General features: G+C 69.3%; 12 protein-coding genes and 1 pseudogene. 7 read left to right on the top strand and 6 right to left on the bottom strand.

Going from position 1 to position 18,272, the window contains the following annotated elements; genetic code table 11:
- Both DPV79_RS43910 and DPV79_RS38410 read right to left on the bottom strand, forming a co-directional pair.
- A pseudogene (locus DPV79_RS43910) lies at positions 1–3,334 on the bottom strand (DNA translocase FtsK); the annotation flags it as partial.
- A 177-nt stretch (positions 3,335–3,511) separates the two neighbouring features.
- Positions 3,512–4,057 (bottom strand): META domain-containing protein, encoded by a 546-nt coding sequence (locus tag DPV79_RS38410; protein WP_059688852.1) that lies wholly within the window; start codon positions 4,055–4,057, stop codon positions 3,512–3,514.
- A 213-nt stretch (positions 4,058–4,270) separates the two neighbouring features.
- Here DPV79_RS38410 and purT point away from each other — a divergent pair, with 213 nt between their 5' ends.
- The 4 genes from purT to DPV79_RS38385 all read left to right on the top strand — a co-directional run bounded on the left by purT (position 4,271) and on the right by DPV79_RS38385 (position 8,232).
- Positions 4,271–5,485 (top strand): formate-dependent phosphoribosylglycinamide formyltransferase, encoded by a 1,215-nt coding sequence (gene purT / locus DPV79_RS38405; protein ID WP_113047852.1) that lies wholly within the window; start codon positions 4,271–4,273, stop codon positions 5,483–5,485.
- Between the two features lie 18 nt (positions 5,486–5,503).
- Entirely contained in the window at positions 5,504–5,689 is a 186-nt protein-coding gene (locus tag DPV79_RS38400; RefSeq protein ID WP_021161265.1) for a DUF6726 family protein, read from the top strand.
- A gap of 81 nt (positions 5,690–5,770) precedes the next feature.
- The gene (locus DPV79_RS38395; protein ID WP_021161266.1) at positions 5,771–6,151 is read left to right on the top strand and encodes an MliC family protein; all 381 of its coding nucleotides are present in this window, start codon (positions 5,771–5,773) and stop codon (positions 6,149–6,151) included.
- Between the two features lie 566 nt (positions 6,152–6,717).
- The gene (locus DPV79_RS38385; protein ID WP_482764119.1) at positions 6,718–8,232 is read left to right on the top strand and encodes a DEAD/DEAH box helicase; all 1,515 of its coding nucleotides are present in this window, start codon (positions 6,718–6,720) and stop codon (positions 8,230–8,232) included.
- Positions 8,233–8,425: 193 nt separating this feature from the next.
- On the opposite strand, the gene gluQRS is transcribed toward DPV79_RS38385, so the two are convergent.
- A complete protein-coding gene (gene gluQRS / locus DPV79_RS38380; protein ID WP_113047850.1) occupies positions 8,426–9,319 on the bottom strand; it encodes a tRNA glutamyl-Q(34) synthetase GluQRS in 894 nt (297 codons plus the stop codon).
- Positions 9,320–9,341: 22 nt separating this feature from the next.
- On the bottom strand, positions 9,342–10,196 hold the full coding sequence (locus tag DPV79_RS38375) for a sulfurtransferase (protein WP_059486370.1): 855 nt from the start codon (positions 10,194–10,196) through the stop codon (positions 9,342–9,344).
- A gap of 216 nt (positions 10,197–10,412) precedes the next feature.
- On the opposite strand from DPV79_RS38375, the gene dnaE reads away from it, so the two are divergent.
- Positions 10,413–13,946, top strand: a complete 3,534-nt coding sequence (dnaE, locus tag DPV79_RS38370) for a DNA polymerase III subunit alpha (RefSeq protein WP_113047849.1) — start codon at positions 10,413–10,415, stop codon at positions 13,944–13,946.
- A gap of 305 nt (positions 13,947–14,251) precedes the next feature.
- Positions 14,252–15,340: a glycosyltransferase family 9 protein gene (locus DPV79_RS38365; RefSeq protein WP_244321879.1), complete on the top strand. Its 1,089-nt coding sequence runs from the start codon at positions 14,252–14,254 to the stop codon at positions 15,338–15,340.
- Between the two features lie 20 nt (positions 15,341–15,360).
- Here the strand turns inward: DPV79_RS38365 and DPV79_RS43140 are convergent, their stop codons facing one another.
- A complete protein-coding gene (locus DPV79_RS43140) occupies positions 15,361–15,546 on the bottom strand; it encodes a hypothetical protein (RefSeq protein WP_133295768.1) in 186 nt (61 codons plus the stop codon).
- A gap of 111 nt (positions 15,547–15,657) precedes the next feature.
- Between DPV79_RS43140 and DPV79_RS38360 the strand changes: the two genes are divergently transcribed.
- Complete coding sequence (locus tag DPV79_RS38360) at positions 15,658–16,836, top strand: glycosyltransferase family 9 protein (protein ID WP_060275061.1); 1,179 nt, start codon at positions 15,658–15,660, stop codon at positions 16,834–16,836.
- Positions 16,837–16,990: 154 nt separating this feature from the next.
- On the opposite strand, the gene DPV79_RS38355 is transcribed toward DPV79_RS38360, so the two are convergent.
- A complete protein-coding gene (locus tag DPV79_RS38355; protein WP_059497764.1) occupies positions 16,991–18,271 on the bottom strand; it encodes an O-antigen ligase family protein in 1,281 nt (426 codons plus the stop codon).
- Between the last annotated feature and the right edge of the window lies 1 nt (position 18,272).

Below are 18,272 nucleotides of genomic sequence, written 5' to 3'. Positions count from 1 at the left end.
GGGCAGCGGCTGCCGGTGTCGCGGCGACGTTCGACACGTGCCAGCTTGCCGGCGACGCGGCCGGGGCCGGGGTGGGCGGGGCTGCGAACGTCGTGGCTTCGATTGCGGCGGGTGCCGAAGCGATCGACGGAGCCTGTGTAGGAGCGGTTGCCCCGAAGGACGGCAGCGAGCCGGTCGGAGCGACGGGCGAGCCGGAGATCGGTTGCGCCGGAGTCGCTGCGGCGGACGTGATCGATGCAACGGCGCCGGGGGACGGTGCAGTCGTGTCGGAAACGGCCGGCGGCACGGGCAGGCTTGCGGCCGGCTGCGGTGCGATCGGGCCGGAGGTGCCGAACGTGCCGAATGTCGTACCCGTCGATGAGCTTGCGGGGTTGACCTGCGCCGGCGCGGGCGAAACGGACGCGGTGTTCACGGGCATCGCGGTAGCGAGCGCCGGTGCGGCAGCCGGGACGGGCGCGGTCGAACCGGATGTCGAAGCCGACGTGCCGGCCGTCGACGGAGTCACGACGGGCGATGTGGGCGTCGATGCACGGGGGAACGAATCGTAAGTCGTGCCCGTTCCGCTAGCCGGGGCTGCCGACGCAACCGGTGCAACGGTCGATGTCGATGCGGCCGGCTGCGAAAGAAAAGCCGACGCAGCGCCGGTGACGCCGACCGGGGATGTCGATGGGGCAGATGCAGCGGTCGATGCCGACGCGGTCGGCTGCGAAAGCGAAGCCGACGCAGTACCGGTGACGCCGACCGGGGATGTCGATGGGGTAGACGCAGGTGTCGATGCCGATGCGGCCGGCTGCGAAAGAAAAGCCGACGCAGCGCCGGTGACGCTGACCGGGGATGTCGATGGGGCAGATGCAGCGGTCGATGCCGATGCGGCCGGCTGCGACAGCGAAGCCGACGCGGCACCGGTGACGCTGACCGGGGATGTCGATGGGGCAGATGCAGCGTTCGATGCCGACGCGGCCGGCTGCGAAAGAGAAGCCAACGCGGCACCGGTTACGCCGATTGCGGATGTCGACGAGGCCGATGTAGCGGTCGATGCCGACGCAGGCGACTGAGCAGGCGAACCGGATGCCGTGCCGGTCACGCGATCCGTTGAAGCGGTCTCGGCGACAGGCGATATGCCCGAAGCGGATGCAGGTGCTTGTGCGGTCGAGCCTTGAGCGGTGCCGACGAGCGGCGACGCAGCAGCAGCCGAAGCCGTCTGCATGGCGGCAAACGGTTGAGCGGCAACCGGCGATTTCGGCAATTCCGCGGCGGCGGTCGTATTCGTCGGCGCAGATTGTGCCGTCGACGGTTTCCAAGTCCATTCCGCTGCCGGCGCGGAGCCCTGAGCGCTTGCCGACGGCGGTGCCGCAGGTTCTGCCGCGTCCGCCTTGACGGCTTCCGGTGCTGCACCCGACGCGGCCGGTCCCGACGTTGCCGACACCGCCGCAAACGGCCTGGCTTCGGCACCTGCGCGTGACGTCGTTTCGGTGATCGTCGAAGAGGGGAGGGCCGCGAACGGTGCGATGTTCCCGGCCGCTTTCACGTCGGCGTGTGCATCGTCGATGCCCTGCGGCACGCGGGCGGATGCAATGTGATCGATTGCGGGAGCCGGTTGCGCCGTGTACCTGTCGTCGTTATCGAAGGGTGCCGGCAGGTTGCTCGCGGCGATGTCGCGAGCCGCCTCGTTCCTGGGTTGTGCTGCGACAGCCTCGGCCGGTTCCGATCCAGTCGCGTTCGTCGACGACTCGGCGGCCGCGTTCCACGCGGATGCGTCGAACGCGGAAACCGGCCGGCTGGCGAGGTCTTCCCACGGTGCGAGGTCGATGGGCGCGTCGAACGAAGGTGAGGGAGCGGACGGGATTCCCGGCGTCGGCGCGGCAGGCGCATCGTCGGCGTACCGGAGCTCGTCGTCGGCGTGATGCGAAAACGCGGCATCGTCGCTGCCGGTATCCGACAGCGCGTGCGGGGCGGCCGCGTCGAGCGCCATGGTGCCCGCATCGGCACCCGGTGCATGAACAGCGGGCGCCGCCGGCATGAACGCGTCGAGCACGATCGGTGCGTTGTCGTCGTACGCCGGCGCCGCATCGTGCGCGAGCGACACAGCGGCGTCATGCGCGGCGAGGCCGTGAGTCGCGGCGGCGTTCCCGGTCGAAGCGGCCTGCACGGTCGATGTGGCCGCCGATGCAGGCGCCGCTACGCCGGCTGCTGCCGCGGCCACCCCGGCCACGGCGGCTGCGGCGGCAGCGTGCCCGGCGTCGGCCGACTGCGCACCGCCCAGCGTCGCCCATTGCGCGGTGCTGGCCTCGATCGAGCGCAGCGTGTCGTGCACGCTCGGTGCCGGCGCGATCGGTGCGGCGGGTTTTTCCGTCCAGGCATAGAGCGGCGCACGCGCCGGCGTTTGCGGCGCCGGACGACGTCGTGCCGCATCCGCAGGCTGGCCGGCCGAACCTGCGCCTGCGACGGGGCGTACCGGCGGGCGCTGCGGCTGCGCGGCGGCCGGCCGCGGCGTGACCGTCGTACGCGGCGTAGTCGGCTTCAATGCGGGCGTGGCCGGTCGCGCGGCTGTCGGGCGCGGGCGGACGGGTTCGAATCCGACAGGAAGCGGGGCCGGATCGGGGCGCGGGACCTGCGAATTCGCTGCTGCGCGCGCCAGGCTGGCGGTGCTGCCGGTCGTCGGTGGCGGCATCGCGCTGGCCGGGGGGATCGGTGCGGGCTGCGTCGGCGTGCGCTGGGGCGCGGTCGGCTTCAACCAGCCCGACGGCGCGACGGGTTCCACGTGCGGGCGCGGGGGCGTGCTGCTGCGCGGCTTCGGCCGCGCCTGCGGATCGGGTTTCCACAGCGTCGGACGCGAATACCGGCCGTTCTGGCGCGGCGCCATCGAATTGACGGTATGCGCGGTGGTCGGCTGCACGACGTCGTCGTCGCGATGCAGCGCGCTGCGCGGCAGGTCGGCAATGCCGCGGGCATCGTCGTCGCCGCCGTCGCGCGACAGCTTGACGCCGAACGACGTGTCGACCCACGCGGCGAACTGTCGCCAGCCGATGCCGGTCAACCAGGGCAGCCCGGCGAAGAGCAGCACGACCATCGCGACCGGCGTGCCGATCGGGCCGAGCACGTGGGCGAAGCCTGCCGAGAACGCATGGCCGAGCGTGTTCGTGTCGGGGCCCGACAGCGGGCTCGTCAGCGTGCAGCTGGCCACGAACACCGCGGCGAAGCCGAGCCACAGGCGAATCGAGCCGCGGCCGGCGAGCCCGCCGCCGCCGGGCAGCATCGCCTGCACGAGACGCCAGAAGAGAAGGAGGAACCAGACGGCGGAGATGCCGAACCAGCCGAAGACAACCGTGTGCATGCTTTGAAACAGGAGTGGGGAGGGGCGCGCGGGGCGCGACCCGCCGAGTTTAACCGGCCGGCGAACAAGACTCTAACGCGGCGTGCATCCGCTTCACGCCGCGCGACGCGGGTGTGCGGCACACGCGCGTCGCGCGCCACGCGAAGGCGGTCGGTCGGCCTTCGCGCGCGCCGTGCATCAGGGGCTCCGGTGCGTGAAGGTCAGCGTTGCACCGGACGCCGTCACGATCTGCAACTGCTGCGGCTCGCGCATCTGCACGCCGGTCTTGTCGACATGGGCGAGTGCGTCGAGGTACGCGGGTTCGAGCTGGCCGCCGAGCGTATTCGGGCAGGCCATCCGCGTGCCGGCGAGCGGCCCGAAGCTCAACAGGCCGTTCTTGATCGCGTAGGTGCCCATGTAGCGGTTGCAGCCCGAGAACCCGCTCGCGCGCCGGATGCCCGACTCGGTCGACAGCGCGAGCTTGATCGGCTCGCCGTTGTCGCCGTGCGGGATCGCGCGCTGCGTGCCGTCGGCGTTCAGCCAGCTGGTGAGCTCCCAGCTCGTGTCGTCGAGCAGCTGGACGGCGGCCGGGTTGTACGGGTCGGGCGCGGGGGCGGCGGAATCGGGGTGGGTCGGCATCGCGCAGGCGGCGAGAAGCGTGGCAAGCGTCAACGCGCAGAGCGGCGCGCGCAACGGGCGAAGCAGGCCGGTGCGTGCGCGTGCGGCTGCGGACAGGTGGGACATGAGCCTCGTTCCTCATCGGATTCTGATCAAGGCGTAAGAGTAACGCACCCGCCCCGCGGCAGGCGAGCCGACACTTCGCGCGTGAAAACGTTCGCAGCCTGCTCGCGAGCGGCCAGAGGCGGGGCGGCGGCACGGCGAAACGCGCCAAACCGGTGTCGTGGCGCGTGTTAACATCGGAGCCGTTTTCGTCCTCCACCAGAAGCGGGTAATCACATGCAGATCGGTCAGCGGCTCGGTACGCCGCTCTCATCCTCGGCCACGCGCGTCATGCTGCTCGGCGCCGGCGAGCTCGGCAAGGAAGTCATCATCGCGTTGCAGCGTCTCGGTGTCGAAGTCATCGCGGTCGACCGCTATCCGGACGCACCCGGCCATCAGGTCGCGCATCGCGCACACGTGATCGACATGACCGACGCCGCCGCGCTGCGCGCGATCGTCGAGGCCGAACGCCCGCACCTGATCGTGCCCGAGATCGAGGCGATCGCGACCGACGCGCTCGCGGCGATCGAGGCGGCCGGTCTTGCCGAGGTGATCCCGACCGCGCGCGCGACGCAGCTTACGATGAACCGCGAAGGGATCCGCCGGCTCGCGGCCGAGGAGCTCGGCCTGCCGACGTCCCCGTATGCGTTCGCGGATTCGTTCGAAGCGTTCAGCGCGGCCGTCGCGAAGATCGGCATGCCGTGCGTCGTGAAACCCGTGATGTCGTCGTCGGGCAAGGGGCAGTCGGTCGTGAAGACCGAAGCCGACGTGCAGCCGGCGTGGGACTACGCGATGGCGGGCGGGCGCGTGAACCACGGCCGCGTGATCGTCGAAGGCTTCATCGATTTCGACTACGAGATCACGCAGCTCACCGTGCGCGCGATCGATCCGGCGACGGACGCCACGCGCACCTATTTCTGCGAACCGGTCGGCCACGTGCAGGTGGCGGGCGACTACGTCGAGTCGTGGCAGCCGCAGCCGATGAGCGCGGCGGCACTCGAGAAGTCGCGCGAGATCGCGCACAAGGTCACCGAGGCACTCGGCGGGCGCGGGCTGTTCGGCGTCGAGCTGTTCGTGCGCGGCGATGACGTGTGGTTCTCCGAGGTGAGCCCGCGGCCGCACGATACGGGCCTCGTCACGCTCGCGTCGCAGCGCCAGTCGGAGTTCGAGCTGCATGCGCGTGCGATTCTCGGGCTGCCGGTCGATCCGGCGCTCGGTTCGCCGGCCGCGTCGGCCGTGATCTACGGCGGGCTCGACGAGCGCGGCATCGCGTTCGAAGGCGTGCGCGACGCGCTCGCGGTGCCGGGCGCCGACCTGCGCCTGTTCGGCAAGCCGGAAAGTTTTGCGAAGCGGCGCATGGGCGTCGCGCTGGCGACCGGCGCGACCGTCGACGAAGCCCGCGAACGCGCGAAGCGTGCCGCCGCGGCCGTCCGGCCCGTGTCGGCGCGCTGACGTAACCAGGAGAGGACGATGACGCCAAGCTGGCTGCGTATCGTAAAGCTGGGCGCCGCACTGGCGCTGGTCGCGAGTCTCGCGGGTTGCGGCGTCGCGGCCGCACCGTGCCGGGTGGCCTCGGCCGGGCTCAAGATCGTGCCGCTCGTCGGCCATCTCGCGGCCGCGCCGACCGACGCGTGTGCCGACGTCATCGATCCCTGATCAAGCTACACGACGCGATCGCCAACAATCATTGCGCGCCCCGCGAGGGCGCGTTTCCACCCGTCTCGTGAGAGGACCTGCATGATTCGCCAAACGCTCGCCGCGCTTGCGCTCGCCGGCACCGCCGTTTCCGTCGCGCATGCCGCGCAACTGACCGTCGAAGAGATCGACGCCGATTCGCGCCAGTTCGCCGTCTACCAGTGTGCGAACCAGAAACAGCCCGTGCGCGTGTCGTACTGGCTCGCGGGCAACGGCCAGAGCTTCGCGCTCGTGCCGGTCAACGGAAAGCAGATGCTGTTCGTCGACACGGTGTCGGCGTCCGGCGCGCGGTATCAGGCCGGCCGCTATACGTGGTGGACGAAGGGCAAGGAAGCGACGCTGCGCGACGAGATCGCCGACCAGAATGCGCCGCCGCTGCTGGGCGACTGCGTCCAGGTCGAGAAGAAAAAGAAGAAGGGCTGAGCGACGGGCGGGAACGTGGATCGTGCCTGGCGGTGGCGGCCGGCGTCAGGCTCCCTGGCATGACTGCCTGCCGCGCGGGCCGGCGGCGGGCGATCCAGCAAGACGATCCGGCAAGACGATCCGGCAAGGCGATCCGGCAAGGCGATCCGGCAAGGCGATCCGGCAAGGCGATCCGGCAAGGCGATCCGGCAAGGCGATCCGGCAAGGCGATCCGGAATCTGACCCTTGAAATTATCCGTCGACCGATCGGGATAGCCCGATCGGGGCATTCGGCGACCGCGCGGGCCTGCCCGGGCCGGCCGCGCGCACGGTCGGCGGGGCCCGTTCGCGGCGTTGTCACGGACAGATGGCTGCGCAGTGCTACAATACGCCCCTTTCCGCCGGCATTCGCGCCGAACGGAGTCCGCACGGCCTGGCGTCCAGCGTTCATATTGAACCGGTCCCAAGCGCCAGAGCGGCGCCGCGCGGCGCGCCGCGGCTCCGTCTAATTCCGAATTGTGATGAGCGCAGGCCCGGCTGGCCTGACGCACGATGTCCCCGCCGCGCCTTTTGAGCGAAACGCCACCATGTCCGATTCTGTCGCCAAGCCCGTCGACGCAACCTTCGATCAATTCGGCCTTGCCGCCGATATCCTGAAAGCCATTGCGGAGCAGGGTTATACGACGCCGACGCCGATCCAGGCGCAGGCCATTCCGGTCGTGCTCGCCGGCCGCGACGTCATGGGCGCCGCGCAAACGGGTACCGGCAAGACCGCGAGTTTCTCGCTGCCGATCATCCAGCGGCTGCTGCCGCAGGCCAACACGAGCGCGTCGCCGGCGCGCCACCCGGTGCGCGCGCTGATCCTCACGCCGACCCGCGAACTCGCCGACCAGGTCGCCGCGAACGTGCACGCGTATGCGAAGCACACGCCGCTGCGCAGCGCGGTCGTGTTCGGCGGCGTCGACATGAACCCGCAGATGGCCGAACTGCGCCGCGGCGTCGAGATCCTGATCGCGACGCCGGGCCGCCTGCTCGACCACGTGCAGCAGAAGACGGCGAACCTCGGCCAGGTGCAGATCCTCGTGCTCGACGAAGCCGACCGGATGCTCGACATGGGCTTCCTGCCCGATCTGCAGCGCATCCTGAACCTGCTGCCGAAGGAACGTCAGACGCTGCTGTTCTCGGCCACCTTCTCGCCGGAAATCAAGAAGCTCGCGTCGACCTACCTGCGCAACCCGCAGACGATCGAAGTCGCGCGCAGCAACTCGACGAACGCGAACGTCACGCAGATCGTCTACGACGTCGCCGAAGGCGACAAGCAGGCGGCCGTCGTGCAGTTGTTGCGCGATCGCGGGCTCAAGCAGGTGATCGTGTTCTGCAACAGCAAGATCGGCGCAAGCCGGCTGGCGCGCAATCTCGAGCGCGACGGCGTGGTCGCGTCGGCGATCCACGGCGACAAGACGCAGATCGAGCGGATGCAGGCGCTCGACGCGTTCAAGCGCGGCGAGATCGAGGCGCTGGTCGCGACCGACGTGGCCGCGCGCGGCCTCGACATCGCCGAACTGCCCGCCGTGATCAACTTCGACCTGCCGTTCAGCGCGGAAGACTACGTGCACCGGATCGGCCGTACCGGCCGCGCGGGTGCGACGGGCGATGCGCTGTCGCTGTGCAGCCCGAACGAGCGCAAGCAGCTTGCCGATATCGAGAAGCTGATCAAGCGTCCGCTCGAAATGCAGACGCTCACGCTCAACAAGCCGGCGCGCCATCGTCACGACGAGCGCGGCAACGACCGCGGCGGCGATCGCAACAGCGAGCGCGGCGGCGAACGGGGTGGAGAACGGGGCGGAGAACGGGGCGGCCGTCGCGAACGCGACGAACATCGCGGTGCGTCGGGACGCCGCCCGGGCGGCTCCGAGCGCGGTCATCACCGTCGCCACGAGGCGCCGGTCGACGATTTCTTCCTGAAGCCGTACGAGCCGTCGGCGCCCGCGAAGCAGCGGGACGACGCGCAGCCTGCGCAGCAGCCCGAGAAGAAGGGGCCGAAGCGTCAGGTCGCCGCGCTGCTCGGCGGGTTCGGGATGCCGCGCAAGCCGTCGGCGTAAGCCTGGCGGACACGACGGCGCGGCGCGCGAGCGCTGCGGGAAAAGCGGGTGCATGCGATGAGCATGTGCCCGTTTTTCATTGGGGGCGCGGTTCGATGGAGGAGCGGAAGAGGGCGCTTGGCGCCGGCGGCGAGCGATGCAAGCGGCACCCGGCGGCCGCGCGATTGGCGCGAAACCGGCGCTAAACCGCGCGTCACCCGGCCTGCGGCCCGAAGCGCGTCGCCCACGCGGCCGTTGCGGCTGCGTAGAACGCATCGAGAGTCGTGGCTGCGAGCGCGCCGGCCGGCGCGAGGCCCAGATGCGCGGCCGCAGCCTGCAGTGCCGGCAGCGGATCGTCGCGTTCGAGCGCGGTCGCGCCCGTCTGCTTGCTGAGCTTTTCGCCGTTCGCGTCGACCACGACGGGCACGTGCAGGTATCGCGGGGTCGGCACGCCGAGGCAGTGCTGCAGGTAGATCTGGCGCGCGGTCGAGTCGAGCAGGTCGGCGCCCCGCACGACGTGCGTGATGCCTGCATCGGCATCGTCGACGACGACCGCGAGCTGATACGCCCATTGCCCGTCCGCGCGTTTCAGCACGAAATCGCCGACTTCGGTCGCGAGGTTCTGCGTTTGCGTGTGCTGCCAGCGATCGTCGAACGCGACGATCGCGGTGGCGCCGTCCGGCACGCGCAGCCGCCACGCGCGCGCGGGCTTGCCGTGCAGGCCGGTGCGGCAGGTGCCCGGATAGGCGAGCGTCGTGTGGCGCTCGTGCGCGGCGCGCAGCGAGTCGGCGATTTCCTTGCGCGTGCAGCCGCACGGATAGACGAGCCCGGCCGAGACGAGCCGTTCGAGCGCGGCCGTATAGGCCGCGTCCCGCGTACTTTGCCAGACGGGCGGCTCGTCGGGCGTCATGCCGAAATGCGCGAGCGTCGCGAGGATATCGTCGGCCGCGCCGGGTACCGTGCGCGGGCCGTCGAGATCCTCGATGCGCACGAGCCATGCACCGCCATGCGCGCGCGCGTCGAGCCAGCTCGCGAGCGCGCCGACCAGCGAGCCGAAGTGCAGCGGGCCGGTGGGCGACGGCGCGAAACGGCCGCGATAGGCGCTCATCGGGGCGCGGGGCGGCGCGCGGTCAGGCTGCGCTGGCTGCCGGTGCGCAGGCCGGGCACGACTGGCCGGGCACGTAGCTCGGCGACTGTTGCGCTTCCGGCGTGACGACCGCGCGGCACGCGAAGCACGTGACGTTCCCGGTGGGCTGGAGTTGCGGGTTCAGCGCGGTGCGGTAATCGAACACGAAGCAGTCGCCGTGGTAGTGCGCGCCGCCGACTTCCTCGAAGTATTTCAGGATTCCGCCTTCGAGCTGGTACACGTTCTCGATGCCGATTTCCTTCATGTGGATCGCGGCCTTCTCGCAGCGGATGCCGCCCGTGCAGAACGACACGACCGTCTTGCCTTCGAGGTCGGCGCGGTTCGCGTCGATCACTTCAGGGAATTCGCTGAACTTGTCGATCCGGTAGTCGAGTGCGTCGTCGAACGTGCCGACGTCGACTTCGAATGCGTTGCGCGTGTCGAGCATCACGACCGGGCGGCCCGTGTCGTCGTGGCCGCGGTCGAGCCACGTCTTCAGCGTGCGTGCGTCGACGAACGGCGCGCGGCCGAGTTCCGGCTTGATCGCCGGTTTCTTCATCGTGATGATCTCGCGCTTCAGGCGCACGAGCATCCGGCGGAACGGCTGCGAATCGGACAGGCTTTCCTTGAACTGCAGCGACGCGAACTTGCCCTCGAACAGCGGATCGTGGCGGATGTACGCGATGAACGCGTCGGTGGCGTCACGCGTGCCGGCGATGAACAGGTTGATGCCTTCCGGCGCGAGCAGGATCGTGCCGCGCAGGCCGAGTTCGTTGCAGCGGGCGGTGACGAGCGGGCGCCATTGCTCGGTCGCGTCGAGCGACACGAAGTGGTAGGCGGCGAGGTTGACGATGGTCATGATGGTCCGACGGGAAAACGGCCGCACGGCGGCCCGCAAAAAAGGGTGCGAAGCCGGGGCGTTGATTCGAAAAACCGTATTATCCCGCAAACGGCGCGGGCATCGGTACCTGGCCGGTCGGCCAACCGCGCGACGCGTCGCCGCGCATATCGGCCGAACGGCCAAAGCGGGCATTTTTTGGGCAGCCTGCGCGGCGGGGCGGCTACAATAGCGCCCATGTCAGATCCCCGCTTCGTCCATCTTCGCGTTCACTCCGAATTCTCGATTGCCGACGGCATCGTGCGCATTGACGACATCGTCAAGGCGGCGGCCGCGGACGGTCAGGGCGCGCTCGCGCTCACCGATCTCGGCAACGCATTCGGCCTCGTCCGTTTCTACCAGGAAGCCCGCGGCAAGGGCATCAAGCCGATCGCCGGCTGCGACGTCTGGATCGCCAATCCCGACGACCGCGACAAGCCGTCGCGGCTGCTGCTGCTCGTCAAGGACAAGGTCGGCTACCTGAATCTCTGCGAGCTGCTGTCGAAGGCGTGGCTCACGAACCAGTACCGCGGACGTGCGGAACTCGACGCGAGCTGGCTCGACGGCGAGCTCGCGCAGGGGCTCCTCGCGCTGTCGGGCGCCCAACAGGGCGATATCGGGCTCGCGTTTGCCGCGGGCAACGAAGAAGCCGCGCGCCGTCACGCCGAGCGCTGGGCGAAGGTGTTCCCGGGCGGCTTCTACATCGAGCTGCAGCGTTACGGCCAGCCGGGCGCCGAGGCGTACATCCAGCAGGCCGCGACGCTCGCCGCGGCGCTGAAGCTGCCGGTCGTCGCGACGCACCCGACGCAGTTCATGACCGACGACGATTTCACCGCGCACGAAGCGCGCGTGTGTATCTCGGAAGGCGACATCCTCGCGAATCCGCGGCGCCAGAAGCGTTTCACGACCGACCAGTATTTCCGCACGCAGGACGAGATGGTCGCGCTGTTCGCCGACCTGCCGTCGGCGATCGCGAACACGGTCGAGATCGCGAAGCGCTGCAACCTGAAGCTCGAGCTCGGCAAGCCGAAGCTGCCGCTGTTCCCGACGCCGGACGGCATGTCGCTCGACGACTACCTCGTCCAGCTGTCGAAGGAAGGGCTCGAGACGCGTCTCGCGCAGCTGTATCCGGCCGAAGCCGAGCGCGACGCGCAGCGCGACACGTACTACAAGCGCCTCGAATTCGAGTGCGGGACCATCACGAAGATGGGCTTTCCCGGCTACTTCCTGATCGTCGCGGACTTCATCAACTGGGCGAAGAACAACGGCGTGCCGGTCGGCCCGGGCCGCGGCTCGGGCGCCGGTTCGCTGGTCGCGTACGCGCTCGGCATTACCGATCTCGACCCGCTGCGCTACAACCTGCTGTTCGAGCGTTTCCTGAACCCGGAACGCGTGTCGATGCCCGACTTCGACATCGACTTCTGCCAGCACGGCCGCGATCGCGTGATCCAGTACGTGAAGGAAAAATACGGCGCGGATGCCGTGTCGCAGATCGCCACCTTCGGCACCATGGCCGCGAAGGCGGCCGTGCGCGACATCGGCCGCGTGCTCGACCTCGGCTACATGTTCACCGACGGTATCGCGAAGCTGATCCCGTTCAAGCCGGGCAAGCATGTGACGATCGCCGACGCGATGAAGGAGGAGCCGCAGCTTCAGGAGCGCTACGACCACGAGGACGAAGTGCACCAGCTGCTCGACCTCGCGCAGCGCGTCGAGGGCCTCACGCGTAACGTCGGGATGCACGCGGGCGGCGTGCTGATCGCGCCCGGCAAGCTGACCGATTTCTGCCCGCTGTACACGCAGGGCGACGACGGCGGCGTGGTCAGCCAGTACGACAAGGACGACGTCGAAGCCGTCGGCCTCGTGAAGTTCGACTTTCTGGGTCTCACGACGCTGACGATCCTCGACTGGGCCGAGCGCTACATCCGCCGCCTCGATCCGTCGAAGGCCGACTGGTCGCTCGCGCAGGTGCCGCTCGACGATCCCGCCTCGTTCCAGATCCTGAAGAAGGCCAACACGGTCGCCGTGTTCCAGCTGGAAAGCCGCGGGATGCAGGGCATGCTGAAGGATGCGCAGCCCGACCGTTTCGAGGACATCATCGCGCTCGTGTCGTTGTACCGTCCGGGCCCGATGGACCTGATCCCGAGCTTCTGCGCACGGAAGCACGGCCGCGAGAAGGTCGACTATCCGGATCCGCGCGTCGAACCCGTCCTGAAAGAGACCTACGGCATCATGGTCTATCAGGAGCAGGTGATGCAGATGGCGCAGATCATCGGCGGCTACTCGCTCGGCGGCGCGGACTTGCTGCGTCGCGCGATGGGCAAGAAGAAGCCCGAGGAGATGGCCAAGCATCGCGAGATCTTCGCCGAGGGTGCGGCGAAGAACGGCCTCACGCGCGAGAAGTCCGACGAGATCTTCGACTTGATGGAGAAGTTCGCGGGCTACGGCTTCAACAAGTCGCACGCGGCTGCCTACGCACTGCTCGCGTATCACACCGCGTGGCTGAAGGCCCACCATCCGGCCGAATTCATGGCGGCCAACATGACGCTCGCGATGGACGACACCGACAAGGTGAAGATCCTGTTCGACGATTGCATCGTGAACAACCTCGCCGTGCTGCCGCCCGACATCAACCAGTCGCATTACCGCTTCGAGCCGGTCGCGGAAGCCGACGGCAAGCGCTCGCGCACGATCCGCTACGGCCTCGGCGCGGTGAAGGGCAGCGGCCAGAACGCGATCGAGGAAATCCTGCGCGCCCGCGAGGAAAAGGCATTCACCGACCTGTTCGACTTCTGCGAGCGGATCGACCGGCGCGTCGTCAACCGCCGCACGGTCGAGGCGCTGATCCGCGCCGGCGCATTCGATTCGCTGAATCCGAACCGTGCCCAGCTGATCGCGTCGGTACCGCTGGCGATGGAGGCGGCCGACCAGGCCGAGGCGAACGCGATGCAGGCCGGCCTGTTCGACATGGGCGCCGAATCGCCGCACGCGCATGCGCTCGTCGACGAGCCCGCGTGGGACGACAAGCGCCGCCTGCAGGAAGAAAAGGGCGCGCTCGGCTTCTACCTGTCCGGCCACCTGTTCGACGCGTATCGCGATGAGGTGCGCCGCTTCGTGCGGCAGAAGGTCGGCGACCTGAAGGAAGGGCGCGACAAGCTCGTGGCCGGCATCATCGCTTCGCTGCGCACGCAGATGACCCAGCGCGGCAAGATGCTGATCGCGTTGCTTGACGACGGCTCTGGCCAGTGCGAGATCACGATCTTCAACGAGCAGTTCGAGGCGAACAAGGCGCTGTTCAAGGAAGACGAACTGCTGATCGTGCAGGGGCAGGCGCGCAACGATGCGTTCACGGGCGGCATCCGTTTCACGGCCGACACGGTGATGGATCTCGAACGCGCGCGCAGCCGTTATGCGCAGGCCGTGCGGCTGACGATGAACGGTAACGCCGACGCGGCCGCGCTGCGCCGTGTGCTCGAGCCGCACGTGTCGAAGGACGATCCCGCGGCCACGGCTGCGGTCGAGGCGCCTGCGCCGCGCGGCGGCGGGCGCGACGGCGGCCGTCGCCCGCAGGCGCCGCTGCCGAACGGGCTCGCGGTGCAGGTTCACTACAGCAACGCGCGGGCGCAAGGCGAAATGCGCCTCGGCGACGCATGGCGCGTGAAGCCGAGCGACGTGCTGCTCGCGGAGCTGCGTGCGGCGTTCGACGGCAGCGTCGTCGAAATCACGTACTGACCGCGCTTCAGCCGACGGCTGTCGCGCCACGCGGCCCGCCGCATCGCCATCGTGCGGTGCGGCGGGCCGTTTTGCATGTTCACGCAAGCGGGTCTTGGGCTGGCCATCCGGACGCTATACAATCCGGCGCTGGCCGCACGAACGCGGCGCCGATCGCCGCTCGTCCGGCAGGTGGCGCCGGTATCGCGCGCATGAACGGGGGCGGATCCGTGCGGCGAGCGGCGACATGCGACAAGGTCGTCCGGAGCCGGATGCCTGGAAATGGCCCGTTGCGACAACAATGAACTGACAGTCACCACATGACCATGGCCAATGGGAACCCGCCGCAGCGGATCCTCGTGATCCGGATCGATTTTTTGGGCGACATGCTGTGCACGACGGCGTTTCTCGGTGCGCTGAAGGAGCGCTGGCCCGGCGCGGAACTGCATGTGGTCGCGAACCGCTACAACGCGGCCGCGCTGGCCGGAAACCCGGACGTGGACATGATCCACACCTACGTGTACAGCCGCCAATGCGAACGCAACGACCGTCCCGGGCGGATGCGTGCATTCTTCGACCGGCTGCGGCTCGTGCGTCGCCTGCGCCGCTTGCGGTTCGACCTCGTGGTCGTGCCGAACGGCGGCATGCATCGCAGCAGCATGCAGTTCGCGCGCCAGATCGGCGCGAAGGATTGCCGCTGGCACGATGCCGAGACCGAATTCGACGATCGCAAGCCCGAGCATGTCGCGCAGCGGCCGATGTGCCACGAAGCACTGTCGGGTTTCCGGCTCGTGCCCGAGCTCGGCCGCGCCGATCTCGACCGGATCGAGTTGTCGGTCCATCCCGACCGCGCGCTGCAGGACGCGTGGCATCGGCTGCTCGGCGCGCGCACGAAGCCGCGGGTCGGGCTGTTCGTGACGAACAAGGCGGCCGAGCGCCGCTGGCCCGCGGACCGTTGGCACGACCTCGCCGAGCGGCTTGCGCCGAGCGTCGATGTCATCGTGTTTCGCGACCCGGCCGTGGGTCACGCGCCCGAGGACGACTCGTGGCGCGACGTGAACGCCCGCCATGTCGCGCCTTCGTCGGTCGCCGATCTCGTGGCGGCCGCGAGCCTGCTCGATGCGATCGTCTCGGCCGACAGCGCCCCCGTGCACCTCGCGTCGGCGCTCGGCGTGCCCGTCGCCGCGCTGTTCGAGGATCGTCCCGAGAAATACCTGCGCTGGCACCCGCTCGGTGTGCCGCACGTGATCCTGCGCGCCGGCGCGACCGTCGACGCGATCGGTGTCGACGCGGTCGAGCGCGCGGTGCGTCATCTGCTGCCGCAGGCCACCCATCGCGACGAACCGCTGGCCGACGTAGCCTGCCCGCGGCCGGCTGCCGATGTCGCGACGCCGGTGATCTTGGCAGCCTCATAACCCCACGGGCGCCACGGGCGTCACAAGCCCCGCGCGTGCGGCACCGGCCCGGCATTGGCATTGGCATTGGCATTGGCATTGGCATCGACACCGACACCGACACCGACACCGACACCGACACCGACACCGACACCGACACCGACACCGACACCGACACCGACACCGGCGCGCGGTGCGCGCGGTGCGCCTGCCGGGCATCCCTCCATGAGCAGGGCCGTATCAGGGTAGCCGCACGGCCGATTCGCCAGGCCGCGCCGGCTGCTGCAAAATCCTGTACATTGCCAGCCTTGTTCAGCCAGCCGGATACCCGAATCGCCGTGGCCCTGTTTTCTTCCGCCCGCCCGCCCAGAACCATCCTCGTGGCCGCGCCGCGCCGTATCGGCGACGTGCTGCTGACGACGCCGCTCGTCCGTTCGCTGAAGGCCCGCTGGCCGGATGCGCAGATCGACATGCTGGTGTTTCGCGGCACCGAAGGCGTGCTCGAGCACAATCCGGACGTGCGGCGCGTGATCGTCGTCGCGCAGCGCGCGGGCTTCCGCGAGCGGTTGCGCGACGCGCTGTCGATGTGGCGCCGCTACGATCTTGCGTGCGCGGCGCTGAGCTCCGACCGGCCGCGCTTCTACAGCTGGTTCGCGGGCCGCAAGCGGGTGGGTCTCGTCGATCCGAACCGCGTGACGTGGCTCACGCGGATGATGCTGAACGGGATCGCGATCAATCATCACGAATCCGCGCATACGGTCGTCAGCACGCTGGCACTCGCGCCGGTGATCGGCATCGAGCCGGTGTCCGAGGTCGTCGCACCCGGCATCGGCGACGATCCGGCACGGCGTGCGCGTTTCGACGCGTGGCTCGCCGAGTCACCCGCGATCCGCGCCGGCAAGCCGCTGGTTGTCCTGCATCCGTATCCGATGTTCCGTTACAAGCAGTGGCGGCTCGACGGCTGGGTCGAGATGATCGGCTGGCTGCGCGAGCACGGCTATGCGGTCGCGCTGTCGGGCGGCCCGGCCGACAGCGAGCGCGAGTATGCGGAGCAGGTCGCGGCCGAAGCGGGCGGCGACGTGCTGAACCTGGTCGGACGCCTGACGTTCGGCGAAAGTGCCGAACTCGTCCGGCGCGCGCGGCTTTTCATCGGGCCCGATACCGGCGCGACGCACGTCGCGGCCGCGACCGGCACCGACACGATCGCGCTGTTCGGTCCGTCCGACCCGGTGCGCTGGGGCCCGTGGCCGCAGCACTGGCCGGCGACCGAGAATCCGTGGCCGCTGCGCGGCTCGGGGCGGCACGGGAATGTGTGGCTGCTGCAGGGGGAGGGCGATTGCGTGCCGTGCCGGCACGAGGGCTGCGAGCGCAAGGTCGACAGCCGCAGCGACTGCCTCGTCAATCTCGGTGCGCAGCGCGTGAAGGCCGCAGCGGCCGAGATGCTCGGACTGAATCCGCCGGGCCCGGCCGCGGTCAACGTCGATACGTCACGGCTGCATCGCGCCGGTTCCGACTGACGCGCGGGCGGCGCGCGCCGTTCTTTTTGTCGTTCTGGATAGCCTGCTTCGCGACGGGCCGCGCTGAACGCGCGCAGCCCGGTCGCTTCGACGGCGGGTGCCGCCGCCGCCGAAGTCGGTCGGCAGCACGGCGCAGTCCGCCGCGCGTCAAGCGTTACGCGCTGCGCCGGATCGCCGACGTCTCGCGCGGCAGCGCCTCGCCGCGCTCGCCGCAGCCGAGCAGGATACCGGCCAGCAGCACGATCAGGTGCCCTTCGGCGAAATCGAGCAGCAACGAATTCGCGAGACTGCCGATCGCGAAGATCGCGAGCCAGGCGAGCAGCAGATGCCGCGAGCGCGGGTCGAGCGCGCGGCTGCCGCGTGCGATCTGCACGATCAGGTTGATGAACAGCAGCAGGCCGAGCGTCCCGAGCTGCACGGACATCAGCAGGTATTCGTTGTGCGGGTTCGACGTCAGCTGGCCCTCGGCGGCCGTCTTGCCGGCCGTGAGTTTCTCGAATTCGGATTCGAGGCCGCCCGCACCATAGCCGATCACCGGGCGCTGGCGATACAGTTCGAAGCCCTTCTTGTACCACTCGAGGCGCAGCCCGGTCGACGTCGCCGCATCGCTCTGCCGATACTGCTGCACTTCCGACACGACCTTGATGAGCCGGCCGTTGTGAACCGTGCAAGCCGCGACCACCAGCGCGATGCCGGCCAGGACGAACACCCCGGCGACGAGCCCCGCGCGCAGCGCCGACCGGCGGCGCAGCAACAGCACGAAACGCACCGCGACGACGAGGATCAGCAGCAGCGCGATGACTTGCCCGGTGCGCCCCTGCAGCATCACGAAGACGTTCACCAGCGACCACGCGGCGATGGCGGCGCAAGCGACACGCGACAGCGTCGTGCGCGCCGACAGCGCGAGATCGGCGGCCTGGTAGAACAGCAGCGCGCCGAACATGCCGGCTGCGATGTGGTTCTTGAACACCCATGCGCGCGACAGCGGCAGCTGGGTCGCATGCGCGGGCCCGATCGCGGTCAGCCCGAGATAGTTGGTCGTCGACAGCAGCAGGATGACGCACAGCGTGGCGAACCAGCAGCGCTGCACGATCGGCGCCCAGTTCGAATGGCGGAACGCGAGCACGGCAAAAGGCAGCAGCAGCAGCTTGTCGTATTTGGCGACCCAGTTCCACGCCTTGGCGTGCGGCGCAACCGTATAAGTGACGCTGATGGCCAGCGCGGCGAGGATCAGGAGTGCCGCGAGCGAAGCCTGGTCGGTGACGAACGAGCGCAGGTCACGCCAGAATTCGGGGGAGATGACGAGCGCGGCGGCGAACAGCCCGCAGAAGACGTTGGTCAGCGCGGTCGAGACCGGCACCATGCAGAGCGCGGCAACGGCGAAGGCGCGGGCGGCGGTCAGGCGCCGCGTGGCGGGAGCGGAAAACGAAAGCATC

The organism is Burkholderia reimsis, from assembly GCF_003294055.1.
Taxonomy (GTDB): Bacteria; Pseudomonadota; Gammaproteobacteria; order Burkholderiales; family Burkholderiaceae; genus Burkholderia; species Burkholderia cepacia.
Note: the sequence above shows the minus strand (reverse complement) of the source record. Positions and strands in the feature narration are given on the sequence as shown.